Source organism: Janthinobacterium sp. PSPC1-1, from assembly GCF_049897625.1.
In the GTDB taxonomy this organism is placed as follows: domain Bacteria; phylum Pseudomonadota; class Gammaproteobacteria; order Burkholderiales; family Burkholderiaceae_D; genus Janthinobacterium; species Janthinobacterium tructae.
In genome coordinates, this window is sequence record NZ_JAFCWP010000010.1 from 152,778 (window position 1) to 166,739 (window position 13,962).

12 protein-coding genes are annotated in these 13,962 nt (G+C 63.9%); 10 read left to right on the forward strand and 2 right to left on the reverse strand.

Features of this window, described 5'->3' with window-relative positions; translation table 11 throughout:
- Positions 1–36: 36 nt before the first annotated feature.
- The 7 genes from ACP7EG_RS24980 to bla all read left to right on the forward strand — a co-directional run bounded on the left by ACP7EG_RS24980 (position 37) and on the right by bla (position 8,192).
- Positions 37–711 (forward strand): CerR family C-terminal domain-containing protein, encoded by a 675-nt coding sequence (locus ACP7EG_RS24980; RefSeq protein WP_426089744.1) that lies wholly within the window; start codon positions 37–39, stop codon positions 709–711.
- Positions 708–1,916, forward strand: a complete 1,209-nt coding sequence (locus ACP7EG_RS24985) for a multidrug effflux MFS transporter (RefSeq protein WP_426089745.1) — start codon at positions 708–710, stop codon at positions 1,914–1,916. Before ACP7EG_RS24980 ends, ACP7EG_RS24985 begins: the two co-directional genes overlap by 4 nt.
- 122 nt (positions 1,917–2,038) lie before the next feature.
- A complete protein-coding gene (locus ACP7EG_RS24990; RefSeq protein WP_426089746.1) occupies positions 2,039–3,385 on the forward strand; it encodes a DUF3422 family protein in 1,347 nt (448 codons plus the stop codon).
- A 73-nt stretch (positions 3,386–3,458) separates the two neighbouring features.
- Positions 3,459–4,970 (forward strand): hypothetical protein, encoded by a 1,512-nt coding sequence (locus ACP7EG_RS24995; protein WP_426089747.1) that lies wholly within the window; start codon positions 3,459–3,461, stop codon positions 4,968–4,970.
- A 66-nt stretch (positions 4,971–5,036) separates the two neighbouring features.
- Positions 5,037–5,429: a BlaI/MecI/CopY family transcriptional regulator gene (locus ACP7EG_RS25000; RefSeq protein ID WP_426089748.1), complete on the forward strand. Its 393-nt coding sequence runs from the start codon at positions 5,037–5,039 to the stop codon at positions 5,427–5,429.
- A complete protein-coding gene (locus ACP7EG_RS25005; protein ID WP_426089749.1) occupies positions 5,426–7,171 on the forward strand; it encodes a M56 family metallopeptidase in 1,746 nt (581 codons plus the stop codon). The genes ACP7EG_RS25000 and ACP7EG_RS25005 overlap by 4 nt, the downstream gene beginning before the upstream one ends.
- A gap of 58 nt (positions 7,172–7,229) precedes the next feature.
- Positions 7,230–8,192, forward strand: coding sequence for a subclass B3 metallo-beta-lactamase (gene bla, locus ACP7EG_RS25010; RefSeq protein WP_426089751.1), 963 nt, complete (start codon positions 7,230–7,232; stop codon positions 8,190–8,192).
- Positions 8,193–8,198: 6 nt separating this feature from the next.
- Here bla and ACP7EG_RS25015 read toward each other — a convergent pair whose 3' ends face one another.
- Both ACP7EG_RS25015 and ACP7EG_RS25020 read right to left on the reverse strand, forming a co-directional pair.
- Positions 8,199–8,522 (reverse strand): hypothetical protein, encoded by a 324-nt coding sequence (locus ACP7EG_RS25015; RefSeq protein ID WP_426089752.1) that lies wholly within the window; start codon positions 8,520–8,522, stop codon positions 8,199–8,201.
- Between the two features lie 73 nt (positions 8,523–8,595).
- Entirely contained in the window at positions 8,596–9,582 is a 987-nt protein-coding gene (locus ACP7EG_RS25020) for a zinc-dependent alcohol dehydrogenase family protein (protein WP_426089753.1), read from the reverse strand.
- Between the two features lie 120 nt (positions 9,583–9,702).
- Here ACP7EG_RS25020 and ACP7EG_RS25025 point away from each other — a divergent pair, with 120 nt between their 5' ends.
- The 3 genes from ACP7EG_RS25025 to ACP7EG_RS25035 all read left to right on the forward strand — a co-directional run bounded on the left by ACP7EG_RS25025 (position 9,703) and on the right by ACP7EG_RS25035 (position 13,960).
- Entirely contained in the window at positions 9,703–10,623 is a 921-nt protein-coding gene (locus ACP7EG_RS25025; RefSeq protein WP_426089754.1) for a LysR substrate-binding domain-containing protein, read from the forward strand.
- A 37-nt stretch (positions 10,624–10,660) separates the two neighbouring features.
- The gene (locus tag ACP7EG_RS25030) at positions 10,661–11,521 is read left to right on the forward strand and encodes a helix-turn-helix domain-containing protein (RefSeq protein WP_426089755.1); all 861 of its coding nucleotides are present in this window, start codon (positions 10,661–10,663) and stop codon (positions 11,519–11,521) included.
- A 279-nt stretch (positions 11,522–11,800) separates the two neighbouring features.
- Complete coding sequence (locus ACP7EG_RS25035; RefSeq protein ID WP_426089756.1) at positions 11,801–13,960, forward strand: TonB-dependent siderophore receptor; 2,160 nt, start codon at positions 11,801–11,803, stop codon at positions 13,958–13,960.
- The last annotated feature ends 2 nt before the right edge of the window (positions 13,961–13,962 follow it).

Sequence of the window (13,962 nt, forward strand, 5' to 3'; positions counted from 1 at the left end):
GCAATATTAAACGGTCGTTTAAATGATGGGATTGGCATGACGGAAGACAAGGAAAACGAGAAGGAAAGCGAACCGGCGCGCGCGCGCATCCTGCAGGCGGCGGCGGACCTGTTTGCCGACGAGGGCTACAAGGCCGCCTCCGTGCGCCGCATATGCGAGGCGGCCCACGTCAACGTGGCGATGGTCAATTACTATTTTCATAGCAAGGAAGAGCTGCATCTGGCCGCCTTCGACCATGCGCGCGAATTGGCGCGGGCCTCTGCCGCCGACGTGGCCGCCGCCAGTGCGCGGGCGCAGCTGCCGCCCGTGGAACAGTTGCGCCTGGCCATCGAGGCGCTCGTGTCCGATATGCTGCGCTCGGGGCACGCATCGCTGTTCAGCCGCCTGGTGGCGCGCGAACTGATCGAGCCGACGGCCGCCATCCACAAGCTGGCCGAGCGCAATGTGCGTCCGCAGCACGCCTTGTTCACGGGCTTGATCCGTGGCGTGGTGGGGCCGGCCATGCCGGACGACGTGGTGCAGAAATGCGTGTTCAGCGTGATCGGCCAGGCCGTGTTCTATGCCCGTTCGCGCATCGTGCATGAACTGGTGGCGCCGGAACTCACGTATGACGAGGCGGGCATCGCCAGCATTGCGCGTCATGTGTCGCAATTCTCGCTGGCGGCCCTCGATGGCTTGCGCCGCCAGTATGCCGAGCAGGTGGGCGCATGAAGGCGCGCAACCTGACCCTGGTGCTGGCCGGCCTGGCCATGCTGGGCCCGTTCGCCACCGATACCTTCTTGCCATCATTTCCCGCGATCGGCACGCATTTCGACGTCAGCAGCGTGCTGGTGCAGCAGACCCTGAGCGTCTACCTGGCCGCCTACGCCTTCATGACCTTGTTCTACGGTACCTTGTCCGACTCGTTCGGCCGCCGTCCCGTGATCCTGGCATCCCTGCTGATCTTTGCCGTCGGCTCCATTGGCGCCGCGTTCGCGCCCAGCTTTGGCTGGCTGCTGTTCTTCCGCGGCATGCAGGGCGCCTCGGCGGGAGCGGGCAGGGTCATCGGGCAAGCCATCGTGCGCGACACCCTGTCGGGCGCGGCCGCGCAAAAGATGCTGGCCAATATCATGATGGTGTTCGGCATCGCGCCCGCCATCGCGCCCATCATCGGCGGCTGGCTGCACGTGGCCTACGGCTGGCAATCGACGTTCGTCTTCACCTTTGCCGTCACCGTGTTGCTGGCGCTCGCCTGCCTGAAAGGCTTGCCGGAAAGTTTATCTGCCGAGCAGCGCCAGCCTTTCCACCCAGGCAACATCGCGCGCAATTACTGGCTGGCCTTGCGCCACCGGGCGTTCCTGCTGCGTTCGCTGGCCGTGGCCTTCGCCTTTGGCGGTTTCGCCCTGTACATCGCGTCGGCCCCGCACTTCATTCTGGAATTGCTGCGCCTGCCGGAAACGGCGTTTGGCTGGATGTTCATCCCCATGGTGGCGGGTTTGGTGCTGGGCTCGGCGCTGTCGGGCAAGCTGGCCCATGCGGTGAAAAGCACCGTGCTGGTGCGCTGGGGCTTGCTGGCCATGGCGGCCACGGGCGCGCTCAACATCGCTTACAACCACTGGTTCGCCGCCAGCATCCCGTTCGCCGTCGTGCCTGTGATGCTGTACGCGTTCGGCATGTCGCTGGCCTTGCCGGGCATGACCATGTCCACGCTCGACATTTTCCCGCAGATGCGGGGCTTGGCCGCTTCCTTGCAAAACTTCGTGCAAATGCTGGTGTTTGCGCTGGTGTCCGGTTTTGTCGCACCGTTGCTGTTCGACAGCGCTTTCAAATTGGCGCTGGGACAGGCGTCGGCCGTGGTGCTGGCTGCCGTGTTCTGGTGGCTGGGCAGCCGCCAAGCGGCGGGGCAGGGCGCATCTGCAATTATCAAAACAACATGACGGGCCTTGGAAAAGAGTGGCATGCTTCCTGCTTTGTTACACTGTGACAATCAGACCCGTGCTGCGGGCGCCACAGCACGCGCGCGGGTCTAAGCAGTTTTGCAACTTTACCTTTGGCTATCATGCACTTGATTAACTCCAGTTTGAACCACGCCTTGCGCGTGCCGCTGGCTGCGGAAATCCACTCGCGGCCGTTTTTGCAGCTCGATGCCCCCGAGCTGATCACCCATCTGGCCGTGTACAAGGATGACAGCGCGGCGCCCGGTGCGTCGAATATGGCGGCCCAGCATGCCACTCTGGCGGCCCTGTGCACGCATTTCGGCGTCACGCCGCCCGCCGCCGAAGCCAAGTATTTTTATTACGACTTTGGCCGCTTCCGCCTGAAATGGGAATGCCACACGGAATTTGCCACGTTTACCTTTGCCGAACATCCGGGCGCCGCCTTGCCCCTGGAACAGGCGTTCGAGCGCATGCCCCTGGAACAGTTGCCGCAGCAGTGGCTGGCGGGTTTGAAGGGCAAGCTGATGGTGGCTGCCCACGTGGTGCTGCAGCAGGCGACCGAACCGGCCGAGATCTTCATGCAGGGCTTGTCGCGTGTGTTCGAGGGTAATACCCTGGCTGGCAGCAAGGTGTTGCAGGGCGGCGAATTGTGGACAGATTTTACGATCCAGTCCGACGGCTTCAGCCGTTTCGTCATCCGCGATGCGGGCATGCACTCGCAGCAGTCGGGCCGCCTGGTGCAGCGCGTGCTGGAAATCGAAACCTACCGCATGATGGCCTTGCTGGGTTTGCCTTACGCCATGCAGGCGGCGCCATCCTTGAACGCCATCGAAAACGAACTGGCGACCCTGGCCGCCGCCATGGTCGATACGGACGACGCGCCCGGCCTGGCCAAGGCCGACGAGGGCGTTGCCGAGCAAGCCTTGCTTGACCGCATCACGCGCCTTGCGGCCCGCATTGAAAAGCTGTCGCTCGACAATAGCTACCGTTTTTCCGCCTCGAAAGCCTACATGGGCCTGGTCAAGGCGCGCATCGAGGAGTTGCGCGAAGAGCGCATCGAGGGCATTCCCACGGTCGAGGAATTCATGGACCGCCGACTGACGCCCGCCATGAACACGTGCGAAGCGATGGCCAGCCGCCAGGAAGCGATGGCGCAGCGCATCGCCAACACGAATGACTTGCTGCGCACGCGCGTGGGCATCGTGCAGGAATTGCAAAACCGGCAAATCCTGCAATCGATGAACGCGCGCGCGGCGCAGCAGCTGCGCTTGCAGCAAGCGGTGGAAGGCTTGTCCGTGGCCGCCATTTCCTACTACGTGATCGGCCTGTTCAGCTACACGGGCAAGGCGGCCAAGGTGCTGGGCCTGCCCGTGAACCCGGAAATCCTCGTCGGCGCCCTGGTGCCGTTCGTGGCGGCCGGCGTGTGGCTGGGGCTGCGCCGCATGCATCACAAGCTGCACACGGACTGAGCGGGACGGCAGGGGCGCTGAAAATTTGCTATGTTTCAACATTCGACCGTCAGGTGTTTTGAGAGGAAGTTGCGTGCTACCGAATGTTGGCGATGTTTACAGTGTATTTTCGTCCGAGCTGCAGCAGTACGTGGCTTGCCAGGTGACCCGCATCAAGGATGCTTCATCGTCCAGGCCGGTCGCTGCCGTGCTGGAGCTGGACTGGACCGGTGACGCCTTGCCCGATGCGGCGGCCGTGCAAGCCATGCGGCCGCTGCTGTGCGACTATTTCTTCTGGAACAAGCGCCACGATCACTGCTATGCCACGGCGAACGTGCCGCCTGGTCATACCCTGGTTGGCAATATCGCGCCGCTGGTGGATGTGGAAGTCAACAGCTACCGCAGTGGCTGGAACGTGGGTGACAGCGTGCTGCGCCAGCGTAACTGGGAGCGCATCGATCCGCTGCGGCGCCAGCAGTTCAAGGCCGCGTCGCGCGAGCGTGAAGTGACGCTCGGCGGCCACGTCTTCCGCCAGGACGCGACGAAAATCAATGACAGCGTCTTGCAGGCGCTGGGCGACCTGTCCGAACTGGAGCAGCTGCCTTGCCTGATGTCCATCGAGACCAGCCACGGCACGCCAGCCTTGATGGAGTTTATCCAGGGCAATCCCTTCATCAATGAGCTGGACTGGCAGTCATCGACGGTGCCTGCGCTCGATTTCAGCGGCAGCGGCCTGGAACGCCTGATCCTGCAGCCCGATGGCGTCAGCAGCCTGGTCTTGAACAAAGGCTTGGGTCTTCTCTCGCTGCGCAGCGCGCCATCGCCGGCGCTGCGCATCAAGGATGGCGCCGATGGCCGCCATCTGACACTGCAGTGCAAGCAGACGCTGCCGTCATTCCACGGTCTCGACCAGCTGGGCGGCCTGTCGCTGGTCAGCATGAAAGACGTTGATCTGGCGCAAGTGGCGCAGCGCTTTCCCCATCTGACGGCCTTGCGCATCTGGGGCAAGCCGGGACTGGCGTCGCAGATGGCCAGCCTTGCGCAATTGGCCCAGCTGCGGATGTTCACCGCCTGTGATCTGTTTGCTTACACGGCGGAGGAGTTTCCACCGGCCGCGCAATTGCCGATGCTGTCGGCCCTGTGGATGACCAGCTTGCCGCTAGACGCTGCCAAGGCCATCAAGGCCGGCTACAAGAAAGCGGCGGCGCTGGGACTGGACTTATCGGTGACCAAGGCGCGCAAGCCGGAATGGCTGGCGGAAAATCTGCTCAACCCGTTCCGCGACTGGGACGGTCGCGAGCATATTTCCCCCGCGTATGCGAAAAAGGCGGCGCTGGCCTACAAGAACATGCTGGCCGTAACGCGCGGCATCGATGCCGCCATGGACGCGACGGCGGTGGCCGCCGCGCTGGAGGCGATGGTCACCGCCTATGTCGAGGCATTCAACAAGATCGAGCGGCGGACAAGCATCATCGAGACGGTCGAGCGCGAGGAAATCTACACGGTGCTGGCCGAGTTGCTGGCCCAACTGGCGCAGCAACTGGGGCCGGCGCTGGTCGACGAGGCGGCCTTGCTGGCACTGTTCGACCGCTTGCGCGAGTTCTAGGGCCATCGTCAGCGCTCTAGAAAAAAAGTTCTAGACATGAAGTTCTAGGGAAGGTATTCTGGCGGCATGTTAAAAAATACCTCCACTCCCCATCCCACGGCCGCCGAACTGGACTTGCTGCGCATCCTGTGGCGGCGCGGTCCGTCCGACGCGCGCGCCGTGTATGACGCCCTGGCTGAAGAGCGTGCCGACGCCAGCTATGCCACCGTGCTGCGCCAGTTGCAGCTGATGCATGGCAAGGGACTCTTGAGCCGCGATGAAAGCCAGCGGCCGCAGCTGTATGCGGCCGTCGACGCGCAGGAAAAGTTGCAGACCAGCTTGCTCAAGGACTTGATCGGCAAGGTGTTTTCCGGCTCCGGCAAGGCGCTGGTGTTGACGGCGCTGCGCGAGCACGTGAGCGACGCGGAGCGCCTGGAAATTGAAAAAATCCTGCGTAGCAAGGATGGCAACGCGCCATGAACCTGGATATGAGCTTGGGCAACTTTGTCCCGGCGCTGGGCTGGGTCTTGCTGTATTTTGTCTGGCAGGGCGTGATCGTCGGCGCCGTCTCCGCTGTACTGCTCTGGCTGCTGCGCCATGCCAGCGCGCGCTGGCGCTATGCCGTCTGCGCGCTGGCACTGCTGCTGTGCCTATGCATTCCCACCGTCCACCTGCTGTCTCTGCTGTCCGGCACTTCACTGGCCCAGCTGCCGATGGACGCGCCGCCCGCCTGGCGCGCCGCGCTGCAAGCGTGGATGCCGGCCCTGGTGCTGGCCTGGAGTGCCGGCGTTGGCCTGATGAGCTTGCGCCTGTGCCTGGGCCTGGCCTGGGTCGGCCGGCTGCGGCGCCAGGCAGTGGCCGCCCCGGCCATCTGGCAGGCGCGCCTCGATGCGCTGGCGCTGCGCATGGGCTTGCACCGGCGGCCGCCGCTGAAGCTGCACGGGGGATTGACCAGCCCCGTCACCGTGGGCTTCTGGCGTCCCGTCATCCTGCTGCCGGCCGCCTTGCTGAGCGGCATGCCCGTTGCCTTGCTGGAAGCGCTGCTGGCGCATGAACTGGCGCACGTGCGGCGCTGGGATTACCTGGTCAACCTGTTGCAAAGCGTGGCCGAAGCGCTGCTGTTTTTTCATCCTGTCGTCTGGTGGCTGTCGGCGCGCATGCGGGCCGAACGCGAACAGGTGGCCGACGCCCTGGCTGCGCAAGCGCTGCAGGATCCGCAGCAGCTGGCCACGGCGCTGCATGCCTTGTCCCTGCACACGGCTGTGCCGCAGCATTCCGGTTTGCTGATGTCGGCACGGGGCGGGGCGCTGCTGACGCGCATCGAGCGCCTGATGGCACCCGGCCCCGACACGGCCGGCTGGAAACTGGCCGTGCCCGCTTTGCTGCTGGCCTGCGCCACCTTGCTGTTGCAGGTGCAGGGCAAGCCCGCCGTCAGCGGGGCGACCCTGGCCGAGGCCGCCGCCGCGATGCTGGACTTGCCCGTCAGCGCGAAACACATGCTGGTCTTTGACGACAGCACGGGCCAGGTGCTGATGGCGAAGGATGCTGACGCCGTCGTGCCGATTGCGTCGATTACCAAGCTGATGACGGCCATGGTGGTGCTGGACGCGGGACTCGATCCCGATGAACAGCTGCGCATCGTGCGCGCCGATGGGGATGCTTCGCTGCAGCGCCACAGCCTGCTGGCCGATGGCGTGGCCGTGTCGCGCGGCGCACTGTTGCAACTGGCGCTGCTGCCGTCCGAAAACCGCGCCGCCGCCGCGCTGGCGCGCACCTATCCTGGCGGCAACGCAGCCTTTGCGCAAGCGCTGCAAGCGAAGATCCGCCACCTGGGCTTGAGCCGCACCACCCTGACGGAGCCGGTCGGCAGTTCACCGGCGAATACGTCCACGGCCAGCGAGGTGGCGAAGATCGTCGCCGCCGCCGTGCGCTATCCGGACATTGCCCGCATCACCAGCCACGCGCAGGCCAGCGTGGCTGTGAATGGCAAGACGCGCACCCTGCACAACACCAACCCGCTGGTGGGTGGCAAGGGCTGGGACATTTTGCTGTCCAAGACGGGCAGCAGCCACGAAGCGGGCAGTTGCCTGACCATGCGCATGCGCAGCGGCGGCAAGCACGTCACCGTGGTGCTGCTGGACGCCGACGGCGCGCAGCGGCGCTCGCTCGACGCCGGCCACATCCGCGACACCCTGGCCGACAGGACTGGCCGCATGCATTGATACCCCCCCAGGGCGCGCCAGTGCGGGCGCCCTTCTTTTTTACACTCTGGAGATGAAGATGACACTATTGGCGAAGTTGATGCTGGCTACGGTTGCGACCATGGCGGCAGGTACAGTGCAGGCAAAAACGCCGGCACCGCTGCAAAATAATCCTGTTGATTGCGACAGTTGCAAGGAATGGAATGCGCCCGTCAAGCCATTCAATATCCATGGCAATAGCTGGTATGTGGGCACGGTCGGCCTGTCCGCCGTGCTGGTGACGAGCCCGCAGGGCCATATCCTGCTCGACGGTGCGCTGCCGCAATCGGCGCCGTTGATCATCGCCAGCATCAAGGCGCTGGGCTTTCGCATCGAGGATGTGAAATATATTCTCAATTCGCACGCCCATTGGGACCATGCGGGCGGCATTGCCGCGCTGCAACGGGCCAGTGGCGCCACAGTGGTGGCCAGCGCCTCGGGCGCCCTGGGGCTGCAAAGTGGCACGAATGGCAAGGATGATCCGCAGTACCAGGCCGATCCTGTCGTGCATGTCGCGAAAGTCGCCAAGGTCAAGGTGGTGGGCGAGGGCGATACCGTCAAGGTGGGCCCATTGGTATTGACCGCCCACATGACACCGGGCCACACGCCCGGCGGCACGACGTGGACCTGGACCTCGTGCGAAGGCGCGCGCTGCCTGAACGTCGTGTATGCGGACAGCCTGAACCCGTATGCCAGTGGTGATTTCCGCTATACGGGCAAAGGCGCGGGCAAGGGTGGCTCACCTGACGTTTCGGCCTCGTTCGAAGCGAGCATCGCCAAGGTGGCTGCCTTGCCATGCGACATCATCATCCCCGTGCATCCGGGCACGACGGACGTGCTGGGCAAGGCCGCTAAGCGTAGCGGCACGGACAATCCCCTGATCGACGCCAACGCCTGCCGCGCCTATGCGGCCGAAGCGGGTGGCTTGCTGGCCAAGCGCCTGGCGAAAGAGCGGGGCGTTGCGTTACCAGCCGAAGCCAAAGGCGCCGCGCACGCGCACTAAACTGTTTTACTCTGCCGCCTGCTGCTGTTTTTGCAGGCGTTTCAGGAACACCGTCATTTCCTTGACGGCTTGCAGGTCGCCTTGCTGCTGGGCTACTGTGACGCCCGTCGTCCAGGCGGCCTGCGCTTCATCCAGCCGGGTCAATTGGTGCAAGGCCTTGCCCAGCAGTTTCCAGGCGGCCGAGTAGCCGGGTTGCTGCACGGTGGCTTGCGCCAGGTGCAGGGCGGCTTGCTCAGCGTCATGGTCTTTCAGGCAGGCATCTCCCAGGCCAAAGCGCAGCAGGGCGCTGTCGCGTCCCTGCGCCAGCAGTTTTTCCAGTTTTTCACGCATGCCCGACCTCATTCTATTATACAAGTATATTCTTGCATAATAACGCTTCCGCCTGCAAGTAACAAGCAGGCATTCAATCAGCCACCTCCACCACCAGCTTGCCGCGCGCGCTGCCGTCCATCTGTGCCATATGCGCATCGTGCGCCGTGTGCAAGGTAAAACGGCGTGGGTCGAGCCGCACGTGCAGCTTGCCCGCGTCTATTAACTTGTTGGCTTCGCGCAGAATCGCGCCATGGCGCGCATGGCCCTCGCCGCTCAACAGGGGCAATAAGGTGAACACGCCCGAGTAGCTGGCCGCGCGCGCCGTCAGCGGGCTCAGGGCGAACGTGCCCCAGCCCAGGCAACTGACGACGTGGCCGCCATAGATTTTTGCTGCCTGGAAACTGGCGTCCAAAGTGGCGCCGCCCACCGTATCGTAGACGATGTCGAAGCCGACGCCGCCCGTATGTTCGCTCACGTAATCATCCACCGTGCTGGTGCGGTAATCGATGAAGCGTGCGCCCAGCGCCTCGATGACAGTGCGGCTGGCGGCGCTGCCCGTGGCATACACCCTGGCGCCAAGGGCGACGGCGAGCTGCACGGCCATGTGCCCCACGCCGCCCGCGCCGCCATGCACCAGCACGGTATCGCCCGCCTGCACGTGGGCGCGGTCGACCAGCCCTTCCCAGGCCGTGATGAAGACGAGGGGCAGGGCGGCTGCCTCGCGCAGGCTCAGTCCTGGCGGCACGGGCGCCAGCAGCGCAGCGTCGAAGACGCCGTACTCGGCCAGCGAACCCTGGAGGCCGGCTATGCCGCCCGCCATGCCATACACTGTTGCGCCAATGTGAAAAGTCGTCACGCCATCGCCCACGGCCGCCACCGTGCCGGCCACGTCGATGCCGAGGATGGCGGGCAGGCGGGGCCGGGCGTGCGGCGCGGCGCCGGCGGCGATTTTCGTGTCGAGTGGATTGACGCCGCTGGCGGCGATGCGCACGAGGATTTGCCCGGGGCCGGGCTGCGGCACGGGCAGGTGTTCGATGGTCATGGGGGCGGCAAAGGTAGTCAGGACGAGGGCTTGCATGGTGTTCTCCATTGGGTTGATGGCCCAGTCTAGGCGGCGACGGCACAAAGAAAAACGGGGCGCGGCGCGATGCACTATTTCAGTATCGTGGATAATCATAGTCAAACAGGAGGGAAATACATGGACAGGCTGGAAGCAATGCACGTGTTTTGCGCGGTGGTCGAGGCGGGCGGTTTCAGCAAGGCGGCGCAGCGCCTGGGCATTTCCACGTCTTCCGTGACGAACCAGGTAGCGGCGCTGGAAAAGCACTTCGGCGTGCGGCTCTTGCAGCGCACCACGCGCAGCATGTCGCTCACGGCCGAAGGCCAGCAGTGCCATGCGCAGGCGCGTCAGGTGCTGGCCGACATGGCGGCGCTGGAAACGAGTCTGTTGCAGGCGGCCGGGAAACCCTCGGGCAGTCTGCGCGTGGATATGCCCAGCAGCATCAGCCGCAACCTGGTGGCGCCCGCCTTGCCACGCTTCATCGCCGCCTATCCCGACATTTCCCTGCGCCTGACGGTCAGCGACCGCCTGGTCGACATGGTGGAAGAGGGTATCGACGTGATGCTGCGCATCGGCGAGCCGCAAGACTCCGCGCTGGTGGCGCGCAGCCTGCTGAAGATGGATTACCTGTGCTGCGCCGCGCCCGACTTCATTGCCCGGCATGGCATGCCGCAGTCGCCGCAGGAACTGGATCAATTTGCCTGCCTGCATTTCCTGTACCCGAAAGCGCGGCAGGTGCGGCCCTGGCTGTTCCAGGACGGGGGCACGGGTGAACCGTATGCGCATACGCCGGCCGCCGCCTTGTCCTTCGACCATATCGAATCGATGATCGCCGCTGCCCAGGCCGGCTGCGGCATCGTGCAGGCGCTGTCCGTTTCCGTGTTGCAGCCATTGCGCGAGGGCAGCCTCGTGCCAGTGTTGCAGCCGTTCCGCACGCGGGGACCGGACCTGTGGGCGCTGTTCCACCCGCGCCACTTGCGCGCGGCCAAGGTGCAAGTGTTTGTGGACTTTCTGGCGCAGGTTTTTCACGGCCAGCACGCCATCCAGGCTGCATTATGATAATATAAATGAGAATTATTCTCATATGGAGCATGGCGTGGTATCGACTGCCTGGACGCGGCAACTGTCTTCCGAACTGACCTTGTCGGCCGGTTGCGTGCTGTCGCCCACTCCCATCACCATCAATACGCCCGTGTTCGAGGGCTTGCAAGTCATCGTTTCGCTGAATGGCAAGCTGAGCGGCAGCGTGGATGGCCGCGCGCCGTTTGCCATCACCGATGCAGGCGTCTACCTGGTGCTGGCGCGGGGTCGCCACGAAGGCTGCGACCGCTTTGCAGCGAATACCTTGCAGCGCTACGTGAAAGTGGGACTCGACGCGGGCCATGCGCAGCGCAGCGGCTTCGACCTGGAGCGCCTGGCCGTCACGGGCGGCCAGCAGCTGCACCGTGATGGCGTGCTGGTGATGCGCCAAGCGATCACGCCGGCCCTGCGGGCCATCGCCACGCAGATCCTGATGTGTCCCTTCGACGGCGCCGTGCGCGACATGTACATGGCGGGCAAGGCGCTGGAGATGGCGGCCGTGGCCAGCGACCGGGTACTGGGACGGTCGCGCGGCGGCGCCAGCGGCGCGGACTTGAGCGCCTTCGAAATCGAGCGCCTGCAGCAGGCGCGCGAGCTGGCCGAGCAGCATTTCCAGCAACCGCTGGGTTTGCCTGAAATAGCCAGATTAAGCGGCTTGAACGTGAAGAAGCTGACGGCCGGCTTTCGCCAGCTGTTTGGCGTCAGCGTGTTCGAGTATGTGCAGGATTATCGTCTGCAGGAAGCCTATCGCATGCTTAGCGCGGGCGGCTATACGGTGACGCAGGTGGCGTGCTTTGTCGGCTATGCCATTCCGCATTTCTCCACCCTGTTTCGCCAGCGTTTTGGCATGCCGCCCAGCCAGCTGGCACGCGCCTAAGTAACCCCCAATAAATTATTGTGATTTCTGACTGCCATAACCGGCGCTCTGCGGCGTTGCTCACTGCTAGCAGTGCCCGCACTGCGTCGCAGCGAGCGCCTTGCATAGCATCCGGTTCTGTTCGTCATAAATTCACACTAATTTCCCGAGGATTACTTAGCCGGCTGCATCTTTTCCGTCTTTCGTAAGGCGAAGGCCCGATAACGAAAGCAGCCGGCGCTTCCAGATTCTATGATGAATGATATTCATTCTCATTTAAAGCCTGGAAGGATTTACCGTATGTCACGCTCGCAGCCCCACCGTTTGCCGCGCCTTGTGCGCGCCGTTCCCCTTCCCCTTGTGCTGGTCCTGGCTTGCCGCGCCGCCTATGCCGCCGAAGCGCCTGATGCGCCGCAAGCCATGCAAGGCGTGACGATCGAAGCGCAGCGCCTGAAAATCGCCACGCAAAGCACGACATCGAGCAAGACCAATACGGCGCTGATCGAAACGCCCGCTTCCGTTTCCGTCATCACGCGCGACCAGATGGATGCGCAGGGCATCCAGTCCGTCGGCGAGGCGCTGCGGTATTCGGCCGGCGTGCTGGCCAGTCCGTCGATGGCCGCTTCGCAGCGCTATGATCGTTTCGATAACGTCAAGATCCGCGGCTTCGACGTGGGCAGCAACGGCATGCTGCGCGACGGCTTGCGCGGCACCACGGTGCAAGCCTGGCCCAGGGTCGAGCCGTATGGCCTGGAAGCGGTGGAAGTGTTGCGGGGACCCAGTTCCGTGCTGTATGGCCAGAATTCGCCGGGCGGCATCGTCAACCAGATCAGCAAACAGCCGCTGTTCCAGCCCTACCGCGAACTGCAACTGCAGACGGGCAACTTCCACCGCAAGCAGGTGCAGGGCGATGTGAGTGGCCCCATGGGCGAGGGCAGCGACTGGGCTTACCGCATGACGGGCTTGCTGCGCGATAGCGATTCCCAATTCACCGGCGTGCCGGACGACAAGGTGTATATCGCGCCCGCCCTTAGCTGGCGCCCCAGCGCGGCCACCAGCCTGACCTTGCTGGCCGACTACACGCGCGACAAGTTCGGTCCGCCCGCCGTGGTGGCGCCCATCCAGGGCACCCTGTTGCCGAACCGCCATGGCCGTCTTCCCTACAACCAGATGCTCAACGAAAAGGGCCTGGACAATCACCGCGTGCAATATTCGCTCGCCTATCTGCTGGAGCATCGCATCGATGACGTGTGGAGCATCCATTCCAAGGCCCGCTACGGGCGGGTCAACCTGATCACGGAAACCATCCAGGGCCGCCTGCTGGCCGACCAGCGCACCTTGCGCCGCACGCCCTATTTCTTCGATATCGATGGCGAGAGCTGGTCGCTGGATAACAATGCCAAGGCCAGTTGGCGCAGCGGCGGCGCCGAATTCGAGACCCTGGTGGGCCTCGATTACCGTCACACGAAAGAAGATTATGTGCTCAATGGCGGTCCGGCCGGCGCCGAGATTGATATGTACCAGCCCGTCTACCTGGGCCATATGCTGCCCACGCCGGAGCGCTATGCCAGCACCGTGCAAAGCTCGGACCAGTACGGCCTGTACGCGCAGCAACAGATCAAGCTGGCGCGGCAATGGGTGCTCAGCGCGGGCGTGCGCAAGGATTGGTCGGACACGTCCACGCGCGACCGCCTGGACGGCGTCACGCCGCCGTCGCAAAAGGATGATGCGTTGACGTGGAAGGCGGGCGCCGTCTATCTGGCCGAGAATGGCCTGGCACCTTACGTCAGCCTGATGACTTCGTTCAACCCCGTGCTGGGCAACGATTTCTACGGCAAATCCTACGACCCCACCAAGGGCAAGCAGGCGGAAGTGGGCGTGAAATACCAGCCGCCCGGTTTCGACGGATTTTTCACGGCCTCCGTGTTTGACCTGCGCCAGGAAAACGTGCAGACCCTGGATCCGAACAATTCGCTGAACCGTTTGCAGACGGGCGAAATCAAATCGCATGGCGTGGAACTCGATGCGCTGGCCAATCTCACGCGCAATTTCAACGTGGCGGCCAACGTCACGTGGAACCGCCTGGAAGTGAGTAAAAGCAATAACGTCAATGAAGTGGGCAAGCGTCCCGTCGGCATGCCGGAGACCATGGCCAGCGTATGGGGCAAGTACAAACTGGTGCAAGGCCCGCTGGCGGGACTAGGCATCGGCCTGGGCTTGCGCTACACGGGCGCCACCAAGGCCGACTCCGCCAACCGTATCGACGTGCCGTCCTACCTGCTGACGGACCTGGCGCTGGACATCGATCTGCTGCGGCTGTCGTCGTCCCTGCGGGGTACGCAGCTGGCGCTGAACGTGACGAATCTGAGCAACAAGCATTACTACGACAGTTGTTCATCGAGCAATTGCAGCACGGGCGATGCGCGCCGCTTGCTGCTGACCGTCAAGCATGCGTGGTGATG

What these genes read in the sequence shown, in the direction of transcription:
- ACP7EG_RS24980 (WP_426089744.1), top strand. Translation starts at nt 37, where the DNA reads ATGACGGAAGACAAGGAAAACGAGAAGGAAAGCGAACCGGCGCGCGCG.
- ACP7EG_RS24985 (WP_426089745.1), top strand. Translation starts at nt 708, where the DNA reads ATGAAGGCGCGCAACCTGACCCTGGTGCTGGCCGGCCTGGCCATGCTG.
- ACP7EG_RS24990 (WP_426089746.1), top strand. Translation starts at nt 2,039, where the DNA reads ATGCACTTGATTAACTCCAGTTTGAACCACGCCTTGCGCGTGCCGCTG.
- ACP7EG_RS25000 (WP_426089748.1), top strand. Translation starts at nt 5,037, where the DNA reads ATGTTAAAAAATACCTCCACTCCCCATCCCACGGCCGCCGAACTGGAC.
- ACP7EG_RS25005 (WP_426089749.1), top strand. Translation starts at nt 5,426, where the DNA reads ATGAACCTGGATATGAGCTTGGGCAACTTTGTCCCGGCGCTGGGCTGG.
- bla (WP_426089751.1), top strand. Translation starts at nt 7,230, where the DNA reads ATGACACTATTGGCGAAGTTGATGCTGGCTACGGTTGCGACCATGGCG.
- ACP7EG_RS25015 (WP_426089752.1), bottom strand. Translation starts at nt 8,522, where the DNA reads ATGCGTGAAAAACTGGAAAAACTGCTGGCGCAGGGACGCGACAGCGCC.
- ACP7EG_RS25020 (WP_426089753.1), bottom strand. Translation starts at nt 9,582, where the DNA reads ATGCAAGCCCTCGTCCTGACTACCTTTGCCGCCCCCATGACCATCGAA.
- ACP7EG_RS25025 (WP_426089754.1), top strand. Translation starts at nt 9,703, where the DNA reads ATGGACAGGCTGGAAGCAATGCACGTGTTTTGCGCGGTGGTCGAGGCG.
- ACP7EG_RS25035 (WP_426089756.1), top strand. Translation starts at nt 11,801, where the DNA reads ATGTCACGCTCGCAGCCCCACCGTTTGCCGCGCCTTGTGCGCGCCGTT.